This window comes from Actinomadura opuntiae, assembly GCF_030283205.1.
GTDB lineage: Bacteria > Actinomycetota > Actinomycetes > Streptosporangiales > Streptosporangiaceae > Spirillospora.
This window is the reverse complement of sequence record NZ_JASNWF010000024.1, coordinates 1-18,538: the sequence shown is the minus strand read 5'-3', so window position 1 is coordinate 18,538 and position 18,538 is coordinate 1. Positions and strand designations below refer to the sequence as shown.

The following is an 18,538-nucleotide window of genomic DNA, read 5'->3' as shown; positions in this document are numbered from 1 at the left end:
GTCCCGTCAGGCGCCTTCCAGCGCGGCCGTCTGCACAAGGCGCACCCCGTTCCGCCTGTCGGTGAGGGTGCCGCGCCCCACCGGCAGTGGCGTCGGACGTACCTCCCCGAAGAGCGCCCCCTCCTCCTTACTGCCGGACATGATGAGCGCCGGTGCGGCCAGGTCCTTCAACTGCTGGATGACCGGGTCGTACAGGGCGCGCCCCATCCCGCCCATGGTCCGTGACAGGACGAGGTGCAAACCGATGTCCCGGGCCTGGGGAAGAAGGTCCAGCAGCGGCAAAAGCGGGTTGTTGGCCGTGGCGACGAGGTCGTAGTCGTCCACGACGACGAACACGTCGGAGCCCTTCCACCAGGACCGCTTACGCAACTGCTCCGGGCTGAGGTCCGCCGGCGGTAGACGGTCGTTGAGGGCGTCCACCAGATCGGTCACCAGATCTGCGGCGGCGGACGCCGACGCGGCGTAGCCGACGCGGTGCACGGTGTCGGCCGTGTCGAGCAGCGCGCGTCGGTAGTCGATGAAGATCAGCTTCGCCTCGTCCGGGCCGTGCCCCGCGACGACGCCCTCCGTGATCAGCCGCAGCAGGTTCGACTTGCCGCACTCGGTGTCGCCGACGACCACGAAATGCGGGTCGGCGGCGAAGTCCAGCAGGACGGGCGCCAGAGCGTCCTCGTCGATCCCGATGGGAACCCGCCATTTCGGCGTCTCAGCGCCCCCCAGAGCCTCCCGCAGGGCCGACGGCGGCAGCAGGTCGGGCAGCAGCCGCACCGGCGGCGCCTGCGGCCCCTGCCAGGCTCCGGCGACCGCCTCGACCATCTTGGCCACCCCGTCCCCGAGGTCGTCGGCGGTGCCCCGCCCGTCCAGCCGCGGCAGCGCGGCCAGGAAGTGCAGGCGGTCGCGGGTGAGGCCGCGGCCCGGGCGCCCCTCGGGGACGTTCTCCGCGAGCCGGCGGTCGATCTCCGATTCGTAGGAGTCGCCGAGCCGCAGTTCCAGGCGCGTGCCGAACACGTCGCGGATCCCCATCCGGAACTCCGACCACTTGCCCGCCGTCGCCACCACGTGCACGCCGAAGCCCAGCCCACGCGCGGCCATGTCGGTGATGACCTCTTCGAGGTGCTCGTACTCCTGCCTTAGCGTCATCCACCCGTCCACGACCAGGAACACGTCTCCGAACCCGTCTCCCGGTATCTGACCGGCCGCGCGTAGCCGCCGGTACGTCGCGATGGTGTCGATGCCGCGTTCGGCGAACTCGCGCTCTCGCCGTTCAAGGAGCGTGGAGACCTCGGCGACCGTCCTGCGGACGCGGTCGGCGTTCAGCCGGTTGCTCACACCGCCCACATGCGGCAGCCCCGAAAGGCCGCCGAGCGTACCGCCGCCGAAGTCCAGGCAGTAGAACTGCACCTCCCCCGGTGTGTGCAGCAGCGAGAGCGACGTGATGAGCGAGCGCAGGATCGTCGACTTGCCCGTCTGCGGCGCGCCCGCGATGCCGACATGGCCGGCCGCCGCCGACAGATCGACCCAGAAGGGGACGCGTTGCTGGTCGAAGGGCTTGTCGATGATTCCCACGACCGCGGCGAGGCGGCCACGGCCCTCCCACCCCGCGGCGGTGAGTCCCTGCGCGCGCGTAGGCGCCAATGGAGGAAGCAACTGATCGATCGTCGGAGGGACGTCCAGTGGCGGCAGCCAGATGCGGTGCGCCGCAGGACCGCGCCCCTCCAACTGGTCGATGACCGCCTTGAAGAGGGTCTCTCCCGATTCCTGACCGCTCGCCGACTCCTCGGGTGCGGACGGCTGAGCCTGCGGCGGAACATAGGCCGTGCTGTACGGAAGGATCTGCCGAGGCGCCCCGCTTCCGGTCACGGCGGCCTGTGCCTGCACCTCCTCCTCGACCGGCCCCGACACGTACGCCGCCTTGAACCGGATCATGTCGCTGACATCGACCTTGAGGTAGCCGTTGCCGGGCTGGGACGGCAGCTCGTACGCGTCCGGAACACCCAGCACCACGCGCGACTCCATCGCGGAGAAGGTGCGGAGCCCGATCCGGTACGACAGGTGGGAATCGAGCCCGCGCAGCTTGCCCTCCTCCAGCCGCTGCGAGGCGAGGAGCAGGTGCACGCCCAGCGAACGCCCCAGACGGCCGATCATCACGAACAGCTCCGCAAACTCTGGCTTGGCGGCCAGCAGCTCGGAGAACTCGTCCAGCACCACGAACAGCGTCGGCAACGGAGCCAGCTGGGCGCCCTGCTCACGCGCGCGCTCGTAGTCGCGTACCGAGGCGTAGTTCCCCGCCGACCTCAGCAGCTCCTGCCGCCGGATCATCTCCCCTTGCAGCGCGTCGTACATGCGGTCGACGAGCGGCAACTCCTCTTCCAGGTTCGTGATGACGGCCGACACGTGCTGCAGGCGCTCCAGCCCCAAAAACGTCGCGCCGCCCTTGAAGTCGACCAAGACGAAGTTGAGCGTCTCCGAGGAGTGGGTGACCGCCAGGGCCAGGACGAGCGTCCGCAACAGCTCGGACTTGCCCGAACCCGTCGCACCGATCAGCAGCCCGTGCGGACCCATGCCGCCCTGTGCGGACTCCTTGATGTCGATCTCCACCGTACGGCCGTCGGAGTCCACGCCTATCGGAACGCGGAGCCGGTTGCGCTGCGCCCTCGGCTGCCAGGTGGAGCGCAGGTCGATGTCGTAGGGCCCGCGCAGTCCGAGCAACGACGTCAGCGTGAGATTGCCGGCCAGGGCGTTCTGCTCCGGATCGTCCGCGGCGCCCGCCCGCAACGGCGCCAGACGCAGCGCGAGCCCCTCCGCTTGCACGGGCGTGAACCAGTCGGCCTTGCCCAGCGGACTGGACACGTCCTTGCCGGTGTGGTCGCGCTCCAGCATCCGCATGCCGTCATCGGTGACGTGCAGGCGCAGCATGGTCGCGTCCGATGTCGGCGTCACCGAGCCGCTCAGGTCGATGACGCACACCCCCTTGATGCCGTCCGCACCTATCTGCGAGTCGGCCGGGACGATGCCGTCGTCCACGACCACTACGTGGAACGGAAGGTCTTGTGTGTCGATGCCTGGAGAGAAGCGGGGGCGGTCCTTCAGGTCGTCCTCGAGCAAAGGCTCCAACTCCGCTAGCGAGTGCCCCGTGAGGCGCACCGGCCCTGCGGCGTCGTGCTCCGTTGGGTGAAGGCAATGCGGCAGCCACTTGGCCCACTGCCACTGCCTCATGCGGTCGGGGGACGCGCAGATGGTGAGGCGCACATCGTCCGGCGTATGGAAGGTGGCGAGCTGGGCTATCAGGGCGCGCGCCATGGCCCGCACCGCCATCGGGTCCCCGGTCGCCGCTATCCGGGCGAACGCCGACAACGAGACCGCCACCGGCAGATCGGGCACCGTCGCGTGGGCGCGCATGAACCGCCGCAGCGCGCCGGCGCACATCGGTTCCAGATCCTCGATCGGCTTCGTCTCCGGGGCGACGAGGTCCAGTGCGAGCCTCTGCCGTCCCCGCCCGATCCGCACCTGGCCGAAGTCGCCGTCCGAGGGACGCCGCTCCCACAACCGGCGGCTCAGCGCCAGCGACCACAGTGTGCGGGGGCTAGGGCCGCTCCACTCCAGCGCTTCACGTTGCTGTGCGGCCGCCTTCCGCACGCGCGCGCGCATCTGGTCCAGGTAGCGGTAGTAGTCGCGGCGCGCTCCGTTCAGCCGCTGCTTGCGCTCGCCCGCGCCCTGTCCCATATGCCCGAAGCCCATGCCGACCATCGACAGGACGAACAAACCGGACGCCACCCACATGATGGGGTTGCCGCCTCCGGCGCCCCCCGCACCGCCCATGAACATCAGCCCCATGGCGGCGCCGCTGGCCGCCATGGGCAGGTACATCAGCGCGTTCGCGAACCCCTGGCTGATGGTCTCCGGGATCTCCGGCGGCGGCTCCAGCATGAGCTCGCCCTCCGGCAGCCGCGGCGGCGGCCGTCTTTCCGGCCGCCGCACCACAACGATTCCCACGGCCGTGTCCCTTCGCATCGCCATGACCCGGAGTCAATTTTGGGTCATCCTAGTGATCCCGGGACGGTCCGCGCGCTGATCGAAAGCCATTCCTCGGGTGGCGGGAAACGGTCCCGGCTGATAGTGAATGTGCGGTCATCGCTACGATCGGAGGTCGCGTGAATACCTCGACGGGCGCCGACCTGTGCCGCGTGGTCGTCGTCGCCCCGCACCGCAGGCTGGACCTCTCGCTGCCCGGAGACATTCCCCTTTCCCACATGCTCCCGACGTTGTTGCAGGTCGCGGGCCACAATTTGGCGGACGCCGGGCTCGCGCACTCCGGTTGGGTGCTGCAACGGCTGGACGAGGCGCCGCTCGACGAGTCCCGGTCGCTGTCCGCCCTCGGCGTCCGCGACGGGGAGATCCTCTACTTCCGGCCCGAGCTGGACCAGTTCCCCGAGGTCGCCTTCGACGACGTGGCCGACGTCGTCGCGACCGGCGTCAACGAGCACGCCGACCGCTGGCGTCCCGAGACCACCCGGCGCTTCGGCCTCCTCGCCGGCGCGGCCGCCCTCGGCCTGGGCGCGGTGGGCATGGCCCTGGCGGGGCCGCCCTGGGGGCTGCTGACGGCCGCCTCCGCGGGCGTGGCGGTCGTCCTCGTGCTCGCGGGGATCGCGCTGTCGCGCGCGCTCGGCGATTCCGGTGCCGGAGCCGTCCTGGGCTATAGCGCGCTGCCTTACGCGTTCCTGGGCGGCCTCCTGGCCCCGGCTAGGCCCGTTCCCCTGCTGGACCTGGGAACGCCCCATCTCGCGGCCGCCTTCGCAGCGGTCACCCTTGCGGCCGTCGTCTCCGCCTTCGCCATCCACGACGGCCTGCCGACCTTCCTCGGCATCGCGTTCGTCGCCCTGCTCGGCCTGGTCTCCGCCGCGCTCGTCCAGGGCTTCGGGCTGTCGCCGTCCGGAATGGCCGCATTCGACGCGTCCCTGTGCCTCGCAGTGACCGCCCTTATCCCGTCCCTGGCGTTCCGCCTCGCACGCCTCCCGCTACCTCCCGTCCCGGAGACCGCCGAGGAACTGCGTAGCGCCCAGACCTTCGACGGCCCGACGCTCCTACGCCGCACACGCGAAGCCGACCGTTTCGCCACGGGCCTGGTGGCCGCCGTAGGGCTGGCGGGCCTCGGCGCACAGCTCTCCCTGCTGACCACGCACGGATGGCTGCCCGTGACGATGAGCCTCTGCCTGTCTCTGGTGCTCCTCCTGCGCGCGCGTGTCTTCCACGGCCGCTCGCAACGCCTCTGGATGCTTCTCTCCGGCCTCGCCGGTCTCGCCATCCTCGCGTTGCATCAGGCCGCCACGGCCACACCCGCCATGACGCTGCTGACGGTGGTCCTCCCCGCCGTGCTGGCCGTCACCGCCATGACCGCAATGGCCCTCAGGCTCCCCGCACGCAAGCCCTCGCCGTTCTGGGGCCGCGCCGGCGACATCGTTGACATCGTGCTCATCGTCAGCTTCCTGCCGCTCTCGATGGGGCTGCTGAACCTGTACTCCTGGCTGCGCGGGCTGGCCGGCTGATGCAGACCCGCAAGGACCTCTACCAGGCGCACCGCCTGATGACCCAGCGCGTGTCCCTCGCGCTCCTCCAGGGCCGTCCGAGCGCCGCAGAGTCCCCGCTGCGCCGCACCGGCGTCGGGACGCTCTGCGGCGTCATGGTGGCCGTCCTGGTCGCCGCCGGCTTCGGCATCACCGGCCTCATCTTCAAGGGCGGCGCCCGCAACCTGGAACGTCCCGGCGTCCTCATCATCGAGAAGGAGACCGGCGCCACCTACGTCTACAGCCGGCGGGACCGCAAACTCGTCCCGTTCCTCAACTACGCCTCCGCCCGCCTGGCCATGCCGACAGCCGAGATCCAGCGCAAGCTGGTCTCGTCCAAATCCCTGGCGAAGTACCCCCGTGACCCTGTCACGGGCATCCAGGGAGCTCCCGAATCGCTCCCCGCACCGGGCAAGCCTGACCACGCCTCATGGTCGCTATGCGCTCGGACCACTTCCCTCCTTGGCGGCTCCACAGTCTCCCTTGTAGGCGGACGCGACATAGGGGGCCGTCCGCTCACCGACGCTGAGGGCGTTGTCGTGCGGGGCGGCTCACAGGACTGGCTCATCTGGCACAACAGCCGGATGCGCATCACTCCTAAGGCCGCCCGCGGCCTCAGTGCGGAGCAGCCCGTCGCAGTGGACGAACGCTGGCTGAACGGACTGCCCCAGGGGCCCGACTACGCGGCCCCCTCCATCCCCGAGCAGGGACACGACTTCCCCGGCCCCGGCAACACCCCGGCTCCCGCAGGCCAGGTCTTCCGCGTGGCCGCCATCGCCGGCACCCCGGAACGGTGGTACGTCCAGCTCCCCGACGGCCTCGCCAGTATCTCCGCGACGCAGGCCCGTCTCCTGCTCGACTCCCTGGCAGCGGGGCCGCCCCGCGAAATCACACCGGCGGAGGCCGCGGCCAAGCCGTCGCGGACGAACCTCTACAACCGCTCCCTGCCGGATTCGCCGCCCCACGTCGTTCCGTACGAGCCCCAGCAACCCCTGTGCACCGTCTACCGGAAGGCGTCCGCCCTCTCGACGGACGCCCGCTTCACCATCGGCGGCAGCCTGCCCACCCCGTCCGGCCAGACCACGGGCGGCCTCGACCAGGTCGTCCTCCCCGGCGGCGGGACGTTCGCGGGCACCCTCTCCGGCCCCGGCCAGCCGCTCCAGACGTTCTCCCTGCTCACCGACCAGGGTCTCCGCTACCCGATACCCACGGCCGACGACATCGCGAAACTCGGCTACAGCACAAAGGACGCCACCCCAATTCCGGCGAATCTATTGCAACTGTTCAAAGAGGGACCGACCCTTACGGCCTCCGCCGCTCAGCGGCCGGTTCCGGCCAGATAACGGTGGAACCGAACGGTGACTTGACCGCTTGGCCTGTTCAGTCCCAGATGTCCCATCGCCCATAGTTATCCACAGGTGACATACCTGATGGACAGCGGGAATCACCGGTCTCTACGCTTCATCTTGCTCGCAGTCACGGGGCGTGTCGTCTACCCCCACCGCCGACGTGAAGGAGAACCGCAATGACCAACCAGTCATCGGTCAACCGGCAGCACATGCAGCAGGCCGCCGGCAACGTCCAGGACGCCCACGGCCAGATCGGCCAGATCAAGAACCAGCTCAACACCCACCACGCCGAACTCCAAAGCGCCTGGAAGGGCGAGTCCTCCGCCGCCTTCACCCAGGTCTACAACCTCTTCGAGACCGAGTTCGCCAAGGCCCTCAAAGACCTGAACCTCATCCACGAAAAGCTCGTGGACACCCGCGCCAAGTACCAGACCGCCGAACAGAACAAGACCGCCCGCGTCAACACCCTCAAAGGCCTGGTCAACGGCTGACCACCACTCCCCACACCCCCACACCTGGAGGACAGGCGATGAGCACCGACTACACCTACGTCAACTTCGGCGGCATGCAAAACGCCCAGGCCAACTTCACCAGCGCCCTCAAGAGCTACCAGGCCACCCTGGACACCCTCGACAGCCAGGTCCGCGCCCACCTGGCCGAATGGGACGGCGACGCCCGCCACGCCTACGAACAGAAATCCCGCGAATGGAAACTGGCCGCCCAGCGCATGGCCACCGCCGTCTCCAGCATGAGCAAGGTCATCGGCGAATCCCACGACATCCACCTCGGCGCCGAACGCCAGAACACCGCCATGTGGAGCAGCTGACCCCTCCGCCAACGCCGCCTGCCTCCCAAGCCCCCCGCTCGCTCCCACCTCACGGCATCGCGGCCCCGGTCACTTCCTCTCCATGCGGTCGCAACGACCTCGCTCCGGTCACCGCCGGTTGACCTGACCGGAAACGAAGCTTGGCGGCGACTGCACCGGAAGCCAGCGACGTCGAGGTACCCCGCCCGCAGCTTTGCAGGTCACCGCGGTGACTAGAGATGCCTATCCAGCTGCAGAACGCTCTGACGACCCTGAAAGCGGGGATCGACGGGGGCGGCCAGGGGACCTTCGCGCAGGAGAGGACCGAAGGCGGAGGCCGCGCACCGGGCCACAGATACGGCCACGCACACCAAGCCCCCACACGTGGGTCCATGGCAGGACCCCCAGCACCGAGCAAGCCGAAGGACAGTCGGCCGGCAGGCGTACCACCCGGCACCCGAACAAGGACGCTGGGCACACGCCGACCCGGGGCACTGCGACTGCGCCACGATCACGGGCTCCACAACCAAGCCCACCTGAAGGGCTCGGCGGTCTGACGGAGGCGACCGGCACCTTCGCCACGGCCGCGGGAATCCATGAGCTTCGACCTGCCGACGGCAGGTGAAGGAGGCGAGAAGTTCGGAGCAGCGCCGTCTGGCGCGGGGACGGTCGGGGCGGCGGTCTGACGCCGGCGTGCTCCGTTTGTATCTGGGGACGGAGTGGCTGTAGAAGGGCCCTTGGAAACTTCGGACCCGCGGATACTCGGGCCGTTTCGGCTGGTCGCGCGGGTGGCTGAGCGGGACGCCGGGCTGGTCTTCACGGCGGAGGCGCGTTCCGGTGAGCAGGTGTTCGTTGCGGTAATGAGTGCTGCGGCCGCGTCGGATCCGGAGGTATGGAGCCGGTTCGAAAGCCTGGCCGCGGAAGCGATCGCGGCGGAGCCACGGGGCCTGCTGGCACGGGCTGCGCTTCCGGACGTCGAGACGGGTGTGCGGGTGCTGGAAGAGGCGGCCCTTACGTCGGGCGGAGGCGCCGGGCCTAGCTTTGTCCCGCATTGGGGGGACGAACTGCGGACTCGGCCGGCGCCCCTCCTGCAGTCGCTTCCACCGGCGACCGTACGCAGGCGAGTGGTGATTGCGGTCGCGGTGAGCGTCTGGCGCCTGATCATGGGACTCGTCGTTTGGGAGGTGTTCTCGAGCGGCTGAAGGAATGGCGGAGCGCCAAGTAATTGAACCGGGTTCTGAGCAAGAGCCCGCCACCGTTTGCACCGCCGCCATTCCCTACGCCGTCTCCGGCTTCGCCGACTCCCGATCCTCACGGCCAGCACCAAATGGGAAACCCGGGCTGGTAGCAGGCCCGACCTAAGGTGAGGGTGAGAAGACGTACCACATGAAGTTGCAAGGGTTCCCCTTCGAGTTCGACGCGCCGGGTACGTGGGGTGCATGCGCAGCGACAAGGAGCCCTTCGACAGCCGATGGATCTGCATGGACGACGGCGGAGAGTTCGGAGATACCGGATCCGGCGCCGGCGGCATGGTGGCGGTGAAGCGGTGCTCCGGAAGCTGCGACGAGAAACGGCTGGAGAAGACACTCGTCGTGGATCCGGCGGTTTGGCACCGCACGGACTCGTCCACGATGTACGCCGATGTCAACGGTGAAGACGACGGCGGGCAACGGGTCGCCCGCGTAGCCATGATACATGTCCACGATGGGACGGGTGTAGTGGTGCAGTTGACCGGACCTCCGGATCAGAAGGCGACGATGCAGAAACTCATCAATGAGATCCGGCGGCGGACATGAAGGGCTCAAGGAGTGCGGCGGAGGTGGGTTAGGAGGTCTTGGTGGCGTTGCCAGTATTCGGGGGAGTAGCCGTCGCCCAGGTGGAACCAGGTGAGGGGGGCGTCTGGGGGGCCTAGGCGTTTGCGGGAGAAGCCTGGCGGGCCGGTGTAGGCGCCGGCGGAGGCCAGGCCGATGGGGGCCGAGGCGCCCGTCCAGCGTGGTTCGGTGGTCAGGTCGGGGCGGCCGGGGATCAGTTGGGCGAGGAGAGCGGTTATCGGGTGGTCCGCCGAGAGGAGGTCGATGAAGGACGGGAGTTGGCTGATCGGAGGGTCTTCGTCCTCGGTGTAGCCGATGGTGAGGGTCGTCATCTCGGCTGTGCCGGAGGCCGGGGGGACGAGGGGTGAGAAGTCCGAGGTGGCCATTGCCGGGCGAGTGCTCGCGCCGATGGTGATGAGGCGGGACGACGTGCTGTTCTTTGCGTACGTCGTGAGGTGTTCAGGGTTCCAGAGGTTCTGCACGGGCTCGGTCGGGCCCCAGCCTTTCGGGGGTTCGCCGGTCAGGAGGCGCATGAGTTTTTCCGTGTGTGCGCCCAGTGGAGCCGTTGGGTTGTGGCGAGCCTGGAAGGTGAGGACGAGCTGGCTGCCGATGGGAGCGGTTGGGGGTGTTCTGTACGTGGGGGCGTAGTCGCGGGCATCCGGGACAGGGACGAAGGCGGTGCCGTTCCATTGCATGGGACGGCCGGTGAGTCCTTCGTAGTAGCCGTCGTCGTCGTGGACGAGCCAATGGGTTCGCGACACGCGGAGGGGGATGGTCAGCCGGCTGGTAGCGGGCGTGACGAGCTGGAGAGTGCGGTTCGTCTGTTCGCACTCGGAGAGGGCCCGGGAGAGGGCCGGAGTTAGGGGGACGATAGGGCGGTCATTCAGTACGACCATGGCCTGGGCGGTGAGGATGTCGGCGCCGCCGGTGGTTTGCGTCATTGGGCCGTCCATATCGTGCCGTTGAGCGTTTCGGCGCAGCGGTGGGCCAGGTCGTTGGCCTCGGGCGAGTCGGTGGCGGCGTGGATTTCCGTCCACCAGACGGGGGTGGTCGACTCGATTCCCAGGAGGCGTTCCGTTTCGCCGGGGACGGATATCAGAGTCGGTTCCTGGATGCGCAGGAGGAGACGGTCTTCGGAGTCGAAGACGTAGTTCCCCGCTGTGTGGAGGGGAGGGAGTGCCAAGGCTCGGAGGTCGAGTTCCGGTTTCCGGGCGGTGAGGACTATCAGTTCGCGGCTCATGGTGCGCTCAAGGAACGGGTGAAGACGTCCGCCGCGATTCTGGTCGCGGCGGCGTGGGTGGGCATGCTGACGCGTTCGGGGGCGATGGCGATGCCGGCCGCCAGGTGGCGGTCGAAGGGGAGGAGGGTGACGGGGAGCGTGCCGCTGCTGAGCAGGTGAGCGGCGCGGTCGAGGTCGGCGTCCGGGTTCGGGGTGTGCGAGACCAGGGCGATGACCGTGCGCTGGAGGAGCGGGCCGTAGCCGTTCAGCGCCATCCAGTTGAGGGCGGCGCGGGCGCTGAGGGCGCCGTCGGGGGTGCCGGGGGTGACGAAGACCTGGGCGTGGGCGCCGTGCAGGATCCCGCGTTGCAGCTCGGAGACGAGGCCTCCGCCGCAGTCGATGACGGTGGTGGAGAAATAGCGTCCGAGGCGTCCCGTACCGTGCTGGAAGGTGGTGTGGTCGAGATCGTCCGCGACGGCGCCCTTCGGGGCGGCGGGCAGGACGAAGAGGCCTTCGGGAGTGCGGCCGAGGTGGGCGGCGGTCTCCTCCCAGCTGTGCGGACGGGCGGCGGCGAGGTCGCGGAGCGAGCTGGGGGCGTTGACGCCGAGGCGCAGGGCGAGGGAGCCGAGCCCGGGGTCGGCGTCGATCGCGAGGACGCGGTCCGGGCGGTACTGCCGGAGGATCCCCGCGATGAGCGCGGTGATCGTCGACTTGCCGGCGCCACCGCGGATGCTCGTCACCGCGATCCGGCGGCCGGACGGCACGGGGACGCCGATCTGCGCCGCGAGCTGCTCCAATTCGCGGACCCGGCCGGCGGCCGACGCCCCCATCGCACGGCGAACGCCGCGTCCGAGGCGGCGGGCCATCGGATCGCCGTGCGGGTTGCGCCGGACGAGGTCCTGAGGAGCCGGGACGCTTCCCGGCGGTGGGGCGGAGCGCCCGGCGTTCGCGGACGGTCGGCTCGATGGCGAGGTGTTGTGCGCAGACGTCCCGGACGGCGGGGCGGGGGCACTGCTCGCTGCGGGCCGGGATGCGGGAGCGATCGTCCATCCTGGCGTCGCGGGAGGTGTCGAGGGTGCCGTCTCCGCGGGGCCGCCGGAGGTGATCGCCCTACCTGGTGTTGTGGGAGGTGCGTGGGGTTCCGTTTCCGCGGTGGCACCGGAGGCGATTGCCCATCCCGGTGCTGCGGGAGGTCTCGGGGGTTGCATTTCCGCGGCGGTGTCGGAGGCGGTCGCCCATGCCGGCAGGTTCGCGGCGGGCTCGGTGTTCCCCGCCTGCGCGCCGGGAGCGGGCCGCCAAGGCCGTGGAGGAGTCGGCGCATGGGGTGCCGACGGCCCTGCAGACGGCTCAGCAACCGGCGTACCGGCGGTATCGGCGGCCCTCGTACCGGCGGTGCCCGCGCTGGGCGTGCCGGGGGGTCTGGGTGGTGGTGTCTCGTGGAGTGGCGGAATCGTCCATCCGGGAGTAGTGGGGGCTACTGGGGGTTCGGTGTTGGCGGGTGCGCTCGGAGCGGTCGCTTCTACGGCAGTCGTGGGGGGTGTGGGCGGTTCGGCGGTCGTGATTTCGGAATTTGTAGAAGGCGCGGCGTTTGGTGTTCTGCTCGGGGGTTCGGGTCGGGAGGGAGGTGTGGGCCCGTGAGTGGGTGGGCCTGAGGCCGGCTCGGACGGCCTGGGCAGCGACGATTGGGGGAGCGGGGGGAGCGTCCACCCTGGCGTTGCAGGTGGCGCGGGTTCGGTGTTCGTGCGGGCCGTAGGGGCGGTCGCTGTTTCACTCGTCCCTGAGGGCCTGCGGAGTTCAGTGCCCGTCGGTGCGGTCGGTGAGGCTGCGCCTTCGGGGTGGGTGGGGGGCTCGGTGTTCGGGGGTGGTTCGGGTTGGGAGGGAGGTGGTGTTTTGTGAGGGAGTGACTGCGCGGTCGGGGTGGAGGGTGGCAGGTCGGGTGGCGGGGGGATTGCCCATCCTGGGGTGGGAGGTGTTGCTGCGGCCTCAGTGACTTCGGATGGGGTGGGAGTGCTCGGTTCTCCGGTTGTTGTTGGCGGTGTGGCTTCTGTAGGTGTGCTTGCGGTCGGCGGTGCGGGCTCTGGTGGTGTGCTTGGTGCGGTCGGTTCCTCGGCGCTGAGGGGCGCGGCGGGGGTGGTTGTTCGGCCGGGGGAGGCGGCTGGGGTGGGAAGGCTGTTGGCGGGTGGGGTGGGTGTGGTCTTCTCTGCGGTCGTATGGAGTGCGCGCGGCTCCGGTTCGGTGGGGAGGTCCGTTGTGTTGGACGTTGGTGGGGCGTCGGTGCTGGACGTCGTTTCGGGGGCGGTCGGGGAAGGCACGGGTGCCCGGTCCGTCTGGTCGGCTTGGGGTGGTGGGGTGGCGGTTGGCGGGGGTGTTGGTTTCTGGGCGGTCGCCTCAGGGGTGGGCTCGGCTGGTTCGTCGGGCATGGCCGAGGCTGGTTCGGGACGTGTGGTTGCGTGCGGCGGTGTTTCAGGTGCGGGGGCGCCGCCCTGCGATGTGGGGATCGTGGCTCGGGCGAAAGGGGCTGTTGGCGTGCGGGTGCCGGCGGGCGGTGTGGGGTGGCGGGCTGGTCCGGGGCCTTGAGGGGAGGCGCCGGCGGTGAGGGGTGCGCGCGCCGAGGCGGAGGCGGCGGGCGCCGGGGGTGTCCGAGATCGGTCTGCGAGTGCCGGGGACGGGTCGGGTGGGGGCGGGGCCGGGCGCGGGTCCGGGGGGACCAGGCCGGTTTTCAGTGCGCCGAGGTCGCGCAGCACCGCGTGCTGCCAGTCTCGATCGGACACCGAGCCCCTTCCAGCTCCGCATTGATTGGGCGAGACGAGTCTAGACAGGCACAGGCGGGAGATTCCGACCAATTGTGTGTTGCGGCGTCAGAGGAGGTGTCGACGGGTCACAGGTACAGGCCCGTGGCCTGGCTCGGCGCGGGGGCAGGGGTGCGGAGGTCGCCGGCGCGCAGGGTGATGATCTCGGTTTCGGACGGCGCGCCGGACGCGGTGAGGCGCTCGGACTGGGCGGCGACGGCGGCGTCCAGCAGGTTGCGCATGAGGCGGCCGTTGCCGAAGGACGGGCCGCGCGGGGTGTCGCGGAGGACGGCGCGGAGCCGCGCGGCGACGTCCGGGGCGAGGGTGAGGCCCTCGGCGGCGGCGAGGTGTCCGAAGATGGCGACGAGTTCGTCGTCGGTGTAGTCGGGGAAGGTGATGCGCTTGGGGAACCGGGAGGCCAGGCCGGAGTTCGCGGCGAGGAAGGCGTCCATTTCGCGTTCGTAGCCGGCGGCGATGACGACGAGGTCGCCGCGGTATTCCTCCATGAGCTGGACGAGGGTGGCGACGGCCTCCTGACCGTAGGCGTCGCCGGCGAGGGAGTAGGCCTCGTCGACGAACAGCACGCCGCCGAGGGCCTGCTCGACGGCGGCGCGGACGCGGGGCGCGGTCTGGCCGAGGTAGGGCCCGATGAGGTCGGCGCGGGACACCTCGACGAGGTGGCCGGACGACAGCAGCCCGAGGTGGCCGTAGACGGACGCGACGAGCCGGGCGACGGTGGTCTTGGCGGTGCCCGGGTTGCCGGAGAAGATCATGTGCCGGGTCGGGACGCCGACCTGCTTGCCGGCGGCGCGGCGCAGCTCGGCGCCGCGGGCCTCGGCGGCGAGGCGGTGCACCTCCTCCTTGACGGACCGCAGGCCGATGAGGGCGTCGAGTTCGGCGAGGGGGTCGGTGGCGGGCAGGACGCGTCCGGCGCCGCTGAGGCCGTCGGGGATGTCGTCGGGCAGCAGCGCGGCGAGGTCGTCGGGGGTGGCGCGGCGCAGGGCGGTGACGCGGCGGGCCTGCAGGGCGGTGGCGCGTTCGCACAGGTTGCGCATGACGCGGGCGTTGCCGAACGAGCGGCCGCGCGGGGCGCGGCGCAGCAGTTCGGCGATCTTGTCGAGGGCGGCCGGGGCGGGCGACAGCCCGGCCGCGGACGCCTGGCCGGTGAAGATCTCGATGAGCTCGGCGTCGGTGAAGTCGGGGAACCGGACGGTGGTGGGGAAGCGGGAGGCGAGACCGGGGTCGGAGGCGATGAAGCGCTGCATCTCGCGCTCGTAGCCGGCGACGATCACGACGAGGTCGTCGCGGTGGTCCTCCATCACCTTGAGCAGCTCGGCGATGGCCTCCTGCCCGTAGTCGTCGGACATGGTGGTCTCGGTGAGCGCGTAGGCCTCGTCGATGAACAGCACGCCGCCGACGGCGCCCTGCGCAACGCCGCGGGTCTTCACCGCGGTCTCGCCGACGTAGCGTCCGACGAGGGTGGAGCGCGACGCCTCGACGAGGTGGCCGGACGACAGGACGCCGAGGTCCTTGAAGATGCGGGCGAGCAGGCGGGCGACGACGGTCTTGCCGGTGCCGGGGTCGCCGGTGAAGACCATGTGCCGGGCCGGTGCGGCGGGCGAGGGCAGCCCGGCCTCGCGGCGCAGCTTGGCGGCCTTGGCGCCCGCGACCAGCAGCTCGATCTCCGCCTTGACGGTGCGCAGGCCGGTGAGGGCGGCGAGTTCGGCCATCGGGTCGGACGGGGTGCCGGCGGTGTTGAAGGCGGCGGGGACGTCGGCGCGCTTGACGACGAGCTCCTCGCCGGGCGGGGTGCTGGCGCGGACGTTCTCGACGACGATGTCGGCGAGGCGCTGGGCGAGCCGGGCGTTGCGCAGGTTCCGGATGGGCGGCGTCCGGACGAGCAGCTGCCCGGCGGCGGTCAGGGCGCGCTTGTGGGCGCGGGCGCCGCGCTGCTGGAGGGCCCGGTTGAACAGCTCGGCGTACCCGTCGGCGTCGAAGGGACGGGTCCGGACGACCTGGATCCGCAGCGCGAGCCCGGGGTTGAGTTCGCGGATCCGCTCGTCGCCGCCGGGTTCGCAGAGGACGACGATGTGCAGGTCGTCGTGGACGTCGAGGGCGCGGTGCAGGTCTTCGAGGACGGCTTCGCCGCTGCGGCCGTCGCGGGCCATGTCGTCCAGGCCGTCGATGACGACGAGGCGGTTCCCGGCGGCGTCGCGGACCTCGCTGTAGAGCTGCGCGGTGGCGGAGGAGACCTCCTTGCCGGCGAAGTAGTCGTCGGCGAGCCACAGCGGCGGTTCGACGATCTGGTGCTCCTGCAGCAGCCGGGCGATCTCCTGGGCGGCGTCGCGCTTGCCGGTGCCGTCGGGGCCGACGAGCATCAGCCGGACGGGCCCGCCGTTCTCGGCGATCTCCTGGAGCGCGGCGACGACGTCGGGCTGGCCGACGAGGCCGGAGCCGGCCTCGGCGCGGCGGGCGCGGCGGGGCCGGGACGGGGCGCTGCCGACGCCGGCGGCGAGCGGGTTGACCATGCGGCGGCGCGGGGCGAACAGCCGGCGGACGTCGGCGCCGAACTCGCCGACGGGGATCCATTCGGGGTCGGGGATGCGCGGCTCGTTGGGCAGGCCCTGGACGCAGCCGGTGAAGCGCATCGCCATGTCGAGCCAGCCGCGGCAGGCGTCGATGGCGCCGGCGCCGAGGGCGCGTCCGAGCCATCCCCATTCGTTGAGGTACCAGGGGTTGGGTTCGAAGACGTCGCGGTCGCGGGCGAAGCGTTCGAGGAGTTCGCCGTACCGGTCTTCGGTCAGGACGACGGACAGTTCGGCGGGGACCTGCTTCAGCCCGCCCTGGAGCAGGAGGTGGACGAGCAGGTCGTCGGCGGTCTCGTCGTGCGGGGCGACCTCGCGCAGGTGCTCGTGGACGGGCAGCAGCCCGGAGCAGACCCATTCGAGGTAGCCGATGGGCCCGGCGAGTTCGGGCAGGGCGGCGACGATGTCGTCGCTCGCGTGGGCGAGCCACAGGGCGCGCTGTTCGGGGAGGGGCGTCTGGATCCGCAGCGCGGGCGGCGGGTCGTCGTACAGCTTGGCGAGGGCCTGGCGGCGCTGCTCGATCGGCTCCAGCCCGGCGAAGACGTCGAGGGACTCGCGGGCGAGCGTGAGGGCGAGCTCCTGGTCGCCGCAGTCCTCCAGCCATTCGAGGGGCTGGAACGAGCCGCGGCTGACGCCCCAGCCGCCGGCGTCGCGCAGGGGGTCGCGGGGTTCGTTGTGGTAGCGGTTGAAGAACTGGTACTGGAGCCGGGAGTGGGTGCCGGCGTTGACGGCGCCGGCGCCGAGCAGGAAGTCGAGGGTGAGCAGCAGTTCCGCGACGACCAGCGGGGCGGGCGCGGTGAGCAGGGAGTGGTCGTCGGTGGTGTGGTCCTTGCAGCGGGGGTCGGTGGCGAGGGCGTCGATGCGGGCGCGGATCTCGTCGTAGAGGCCGTCCGGGACGCGCCAGGGTCCGTACGCGTACACGTCGAGCACGGGCTCGTCGGAGACGAGAAGTTCCAGATGTTCCGGCAGCCGCACCGCGTTCCCCCTACAAGCACACGAAACCCGATCGAACAGCCTAGAGCGTCGGGCAGGTTCGCGTGGCGGGCCGGGAAGAAGGCGAAGGCCCGCCTCGCCTCGCCCGGCCCGACACAAGGGGCCGTCAGGTGCGGGACGCGGCGGAGAGCCGGTGCGCCAGCTCGGACGCGGCGAGGCCCGCGACGATGACGGCGGCGGCGACCCAGGCGAGGGACGGGGCGTCCGCGGCCCGCAGCCAGAGCGCGCCGGCGCCGCCCGCGATGGAAACGGCGAGGTAGATGGCGGAGGCGTTGAGGGAGACGACGAGGGCGGACGCGTCCGGGGCGACCGCGATGAGCCGGTGCTGCATCGGCACCATGACGCCCCACGCCGTGAACCCGTAGACGGCGACGGTGACCGCGGCGCCCGCCAGGGTCGTCCCGGCGACGGGCAGCAGGGCGAGGTCGGCGGCCAGCACGATGGCGACGCCCGCGATGACGCGGCGCGGCCCGAACCGGTCGGCCCACGCGCCGGTGATGAGGTTGCCGGCGGTGCCCGCGCATCCGGACACGAACAGCAGCAGTGCCAGGGACCGTCCGCCGCCTCCGGTGGCCTGCTCGAAGATCACGCTGACGTAGTTCTGCAGCAGGTAGATGCCGGTGAACAGGATCGCGGTGGTGACGAGGAGGGCGTTGACGCGGCGGTCGGCGAGCGGGGCGAGGCGGGCCCGCAGGCCGACGGCGGGCGGCGCGGGGACGTCCGGGAGCAGCGCGGCGACCCCGATGGCGGCGACGGCGGCGAGCGCGGCCACGAACCACATCGTCCCGCGCCAGGACATCACGGTGCCGAGCAGCGTCCCGATCGGGACGCCGAGGGCCGTGGAGGTGACCAGCCCGACGGTGACGTAGGAGAGCGCGCGGGCGCGGTACGCGGGACCGGCGAGCGCGGCGGCGGTGGCGCCGGCGATCGGGGTGAACATCGCGGCGCCGCCGGCGGCGAGGACGCGGCTGGCCAGCACCCATCCGTAGCCGGGCGCGAGGGCGGTGGCGGCGTTCCCGGCGACGAGGACGGCGAGCGCGGTGAGCAGGACGCGGCGGCGCGGCCAGGCTCCGGTGAGGGCGGCGGTGACGGGGGACAGGACGGCGTAGGCGATCGAGAAGACGGTGACGAGCTGTCCCGCGGCGGCGACGCCGACGTGCAGGTCGCGGGCGATGTCGGGCAGCACGCCCGCGACGACGAACGCGTCGGTGCCGACGGCGAAGGTGCCGGCGGCGAGGACGAGGGTGCGGGCGGGGACCCCGTCGGCGGGCGGGCTCTCCGGCGGCGCGGTGACGGCCATGCGGTCCTACCTTTTTCCTTGGGTCTGAACTGGTCGTTCGTAAGATCGGTGGGCCCGGGGGCTCTGGGTATGGCTGCCATGTAGTCGCCGTCCGATGGCTGAGGAGACTTGGCCGCCCAGAGCCCC

At 71.0% G+C, this 18,538-nt stretch carries 12 protein-coding genes; 6 read left to right on the top strand and 6 right to left on the bottom strand.

The window, feature by feature from the left end; all coding sequences use genetic code 11:
• Positions 1–6: 6 nt before the first annotated feature.
• Complete coding sequence (gene eccCa / locus QP089_RS39395; RefSeq protein ID WP_285919093.1) at positions 7–3,993, bottom strand: type VII secretion protein EccCa; 3,987 nt, start codon at positions 3,991–3,993, stop codon at positions 7–9.
• Between the two features lie 158 nt (positions 3,994–4,151).
• Here eccCa and eccD point away from each other — a divergent pair, with 158 nt between their 5' ends.
• From eccD to QP089_RS39365, 6 genes are all read left to right on the top strand, one after another.
• The gene (eccD, locus tag QP089_RS39390; protein ID WP_285919091.1) at positions 4,152–5,543 is read left to right on the top strand and encodes a type VII secretion integral membrane protein EccD; all 1,392 of its coding nucleotides are present in this window, start codon (positions 4,152–4,154) and stop codon (positions 5,541–5,543) included.
• Positions 5,543–6,904 carry a type VII secretion protein EccB gene (gene eccB, locus QP089_RS39385; protein ID WP_285919089.1) on the top strand — a complete coding sequence of 454 codons (1,362 nt, stop codon included), beginning with the start codon at positions 5,543–5,545 and terminating at the stop codon, positions 6,902–6,904. The genes eccD and eccB overlap by 1 nt, the downstream gene beginning before the upstream one ends.
• 182 nt (positions 6,905–7,086) lie before the next feature.
• Complete coding sequence (locus QP089_RS39380; protein ID WP_285919087.1) at positions 7,087–7,401, top strand: WXG100 family type VII secretion target; 315 nt, start codon at positions 7,087–7,089, stop codon at positions 7,399–7,401.
• 38 nt (positions 7,402–7,439) lie between these two features.
• Positions 7,440–7,736, top strand: coding sequence for a WXG100 family type VII secretion target (locus tag QP089_RS39375; protein ID WP_285914666.1), 297 nt, complete (start codon positions 7,440–7,442; stop codon positions 7,734–7,736).
• 716 nt (positions 7,737–8,452) lie between these two features.
• Positions 8,453–8,917, top strand: a complete 465-nt coding sequence (locus tag QP089_RS39370; RefSeq protein ID WP_285919086.1) for a hypothetical protein — start codon at positions 8,453–8,455, stop codon at positions 8,915–8,917.
• A gap of 237 nt (positions 8,918–9,154) precedes the next feature.
• Positions 9,155–9,511 (top strand): hypothetical protein, encoded by a 357-nt coding sequence (locus tag QP089_RS39365; RefSeq protein ID WP_285919084.1) that lies wholly within the window; start codon positions 9,155–9,157, stop codon positions 9,509–9,511.
• 5 nt (positions 9,512–9,516) lie between these two features.
• Here the strand turns inward: QP089_RS39365 and QP089_RS39360 are convergent, their stop codons facing one another.
• From QP089_RS39360 to QP089_RS39340, 5 genes are all read right to left on the bottom strand, one after another.
• Entirely contained in the window at positions 9,517–10,467 is a 951-nt protein-coding gene (locus tag QP089_RS39360) for a DUF6177 family protein (RefSeq protein ID WP_285919083.1), read from the bottom strand.
• Positions 10,464–10,766, bottom strand: coding sequence for a hypothetical protein (locus QP089_RS39355; protein WP_285919082.1), 303 nt, complete (start codon positions 10,764–10,766; stop codon positions 10,464–10,466). Before QP089_RS39355 ends, QP089_RS39360 begins: the two co-directional genes overlap by 4 nt.
• Positions 10,763–11,575, bottom strand: coding sequence for a MinD/ParA family ATP-binding protein (locus QP089_RS39350; RefSeq protein WP_285919080.1), 813 nt, complete (start codon positions 11,573–11,575; stop codon positions 10,763–10,765). Before QP089_RS39350 ends, QP089_RS39355 begins: the two co-directional genes overlap by 4 nt.
• Positions 11,576–13,623: 2,048 nt before the next feature.
• Positions 13,624–17,094: an AAA family ATPase gene (locus QP089_RS39345; protein WP_285919078.1), complete on the bottom strand. Its 3,471-nt coding sequence runs from the start codon at positions 17,092–17,094 to the stop codon at positions 13,624–13,626.
• 124 nt (positions 17,095–17,218) lie between these two features.
• Complete coding sequence (locus tag QP089_RS39340) at positions 17,219–18,412, bottom strand: MFS transporter (protein ID WP_285919076.1); 1,194 nt, start codon at positions 18,410–18,412, stop codon at positions 17,219–17,221.
• Positions 18,413–18,538 lie beyond the last annotated feature (126 nt).

Bases quoted from the DNA above. Each gene is read 5' to 3' on its own strand.
- eccB (WP_285919089.1), top strand. From the start codon at position 5,543: ATGCAGACCCGCAAGGACCTCTACCAGGCGCACCGCCTGATGACCCAG.
- QP089_RS39380 (WP_285919087.1), top strand. From the start codon at position 7,087: ATGACCAACCAGTCATCGGTCAACCGGCAGCACATGCAGCAGGCCGCC.
- QP089_RS39375 (WP_285914666.1), top strand. From the start codon at position 7,440: ATGAGCACCGACTACACCTACGTCAACTTCGGCGGCATGCAAAACGCC.
- QP089_RS39365 (WP_285919084.1), top strand. From the start codon at position 9,155: ATGCGCAGCGACAAGGAGCCCTTCGACAGCCGATGGATCTGCATGGAC.
- QP089_RS39360 (WP_285919083.1), bottom strand. From the start codon at position 10,467: ATGACGCAAACCACCGGCGGCGCCGACATCCTCACCGCCCAGGCCATG.
- QP089_RS39355 (WP_285919082.1), bottom strand. From the start codon at position 10,766: ATGAGCCGCGAACTGATAGTCCTCACCGCCCGGAAACCGGAACTCGAC.
- QP089_RS39350 (WP_285919080.1), bottom strand. From the start codon at position 11,575: ATGGGGGCGTCGGCCGCCGGCCGGGTCCGCGAATTGGAGCAGCTCGCG.
- QP089_RS39340 (WP_285919076.1), bottom strand. From the start codon at position 18,412: ATGGCCGTCACCGCGCCGCCGGAGAGCCCGCCCGCCGACGGGGTCCCC.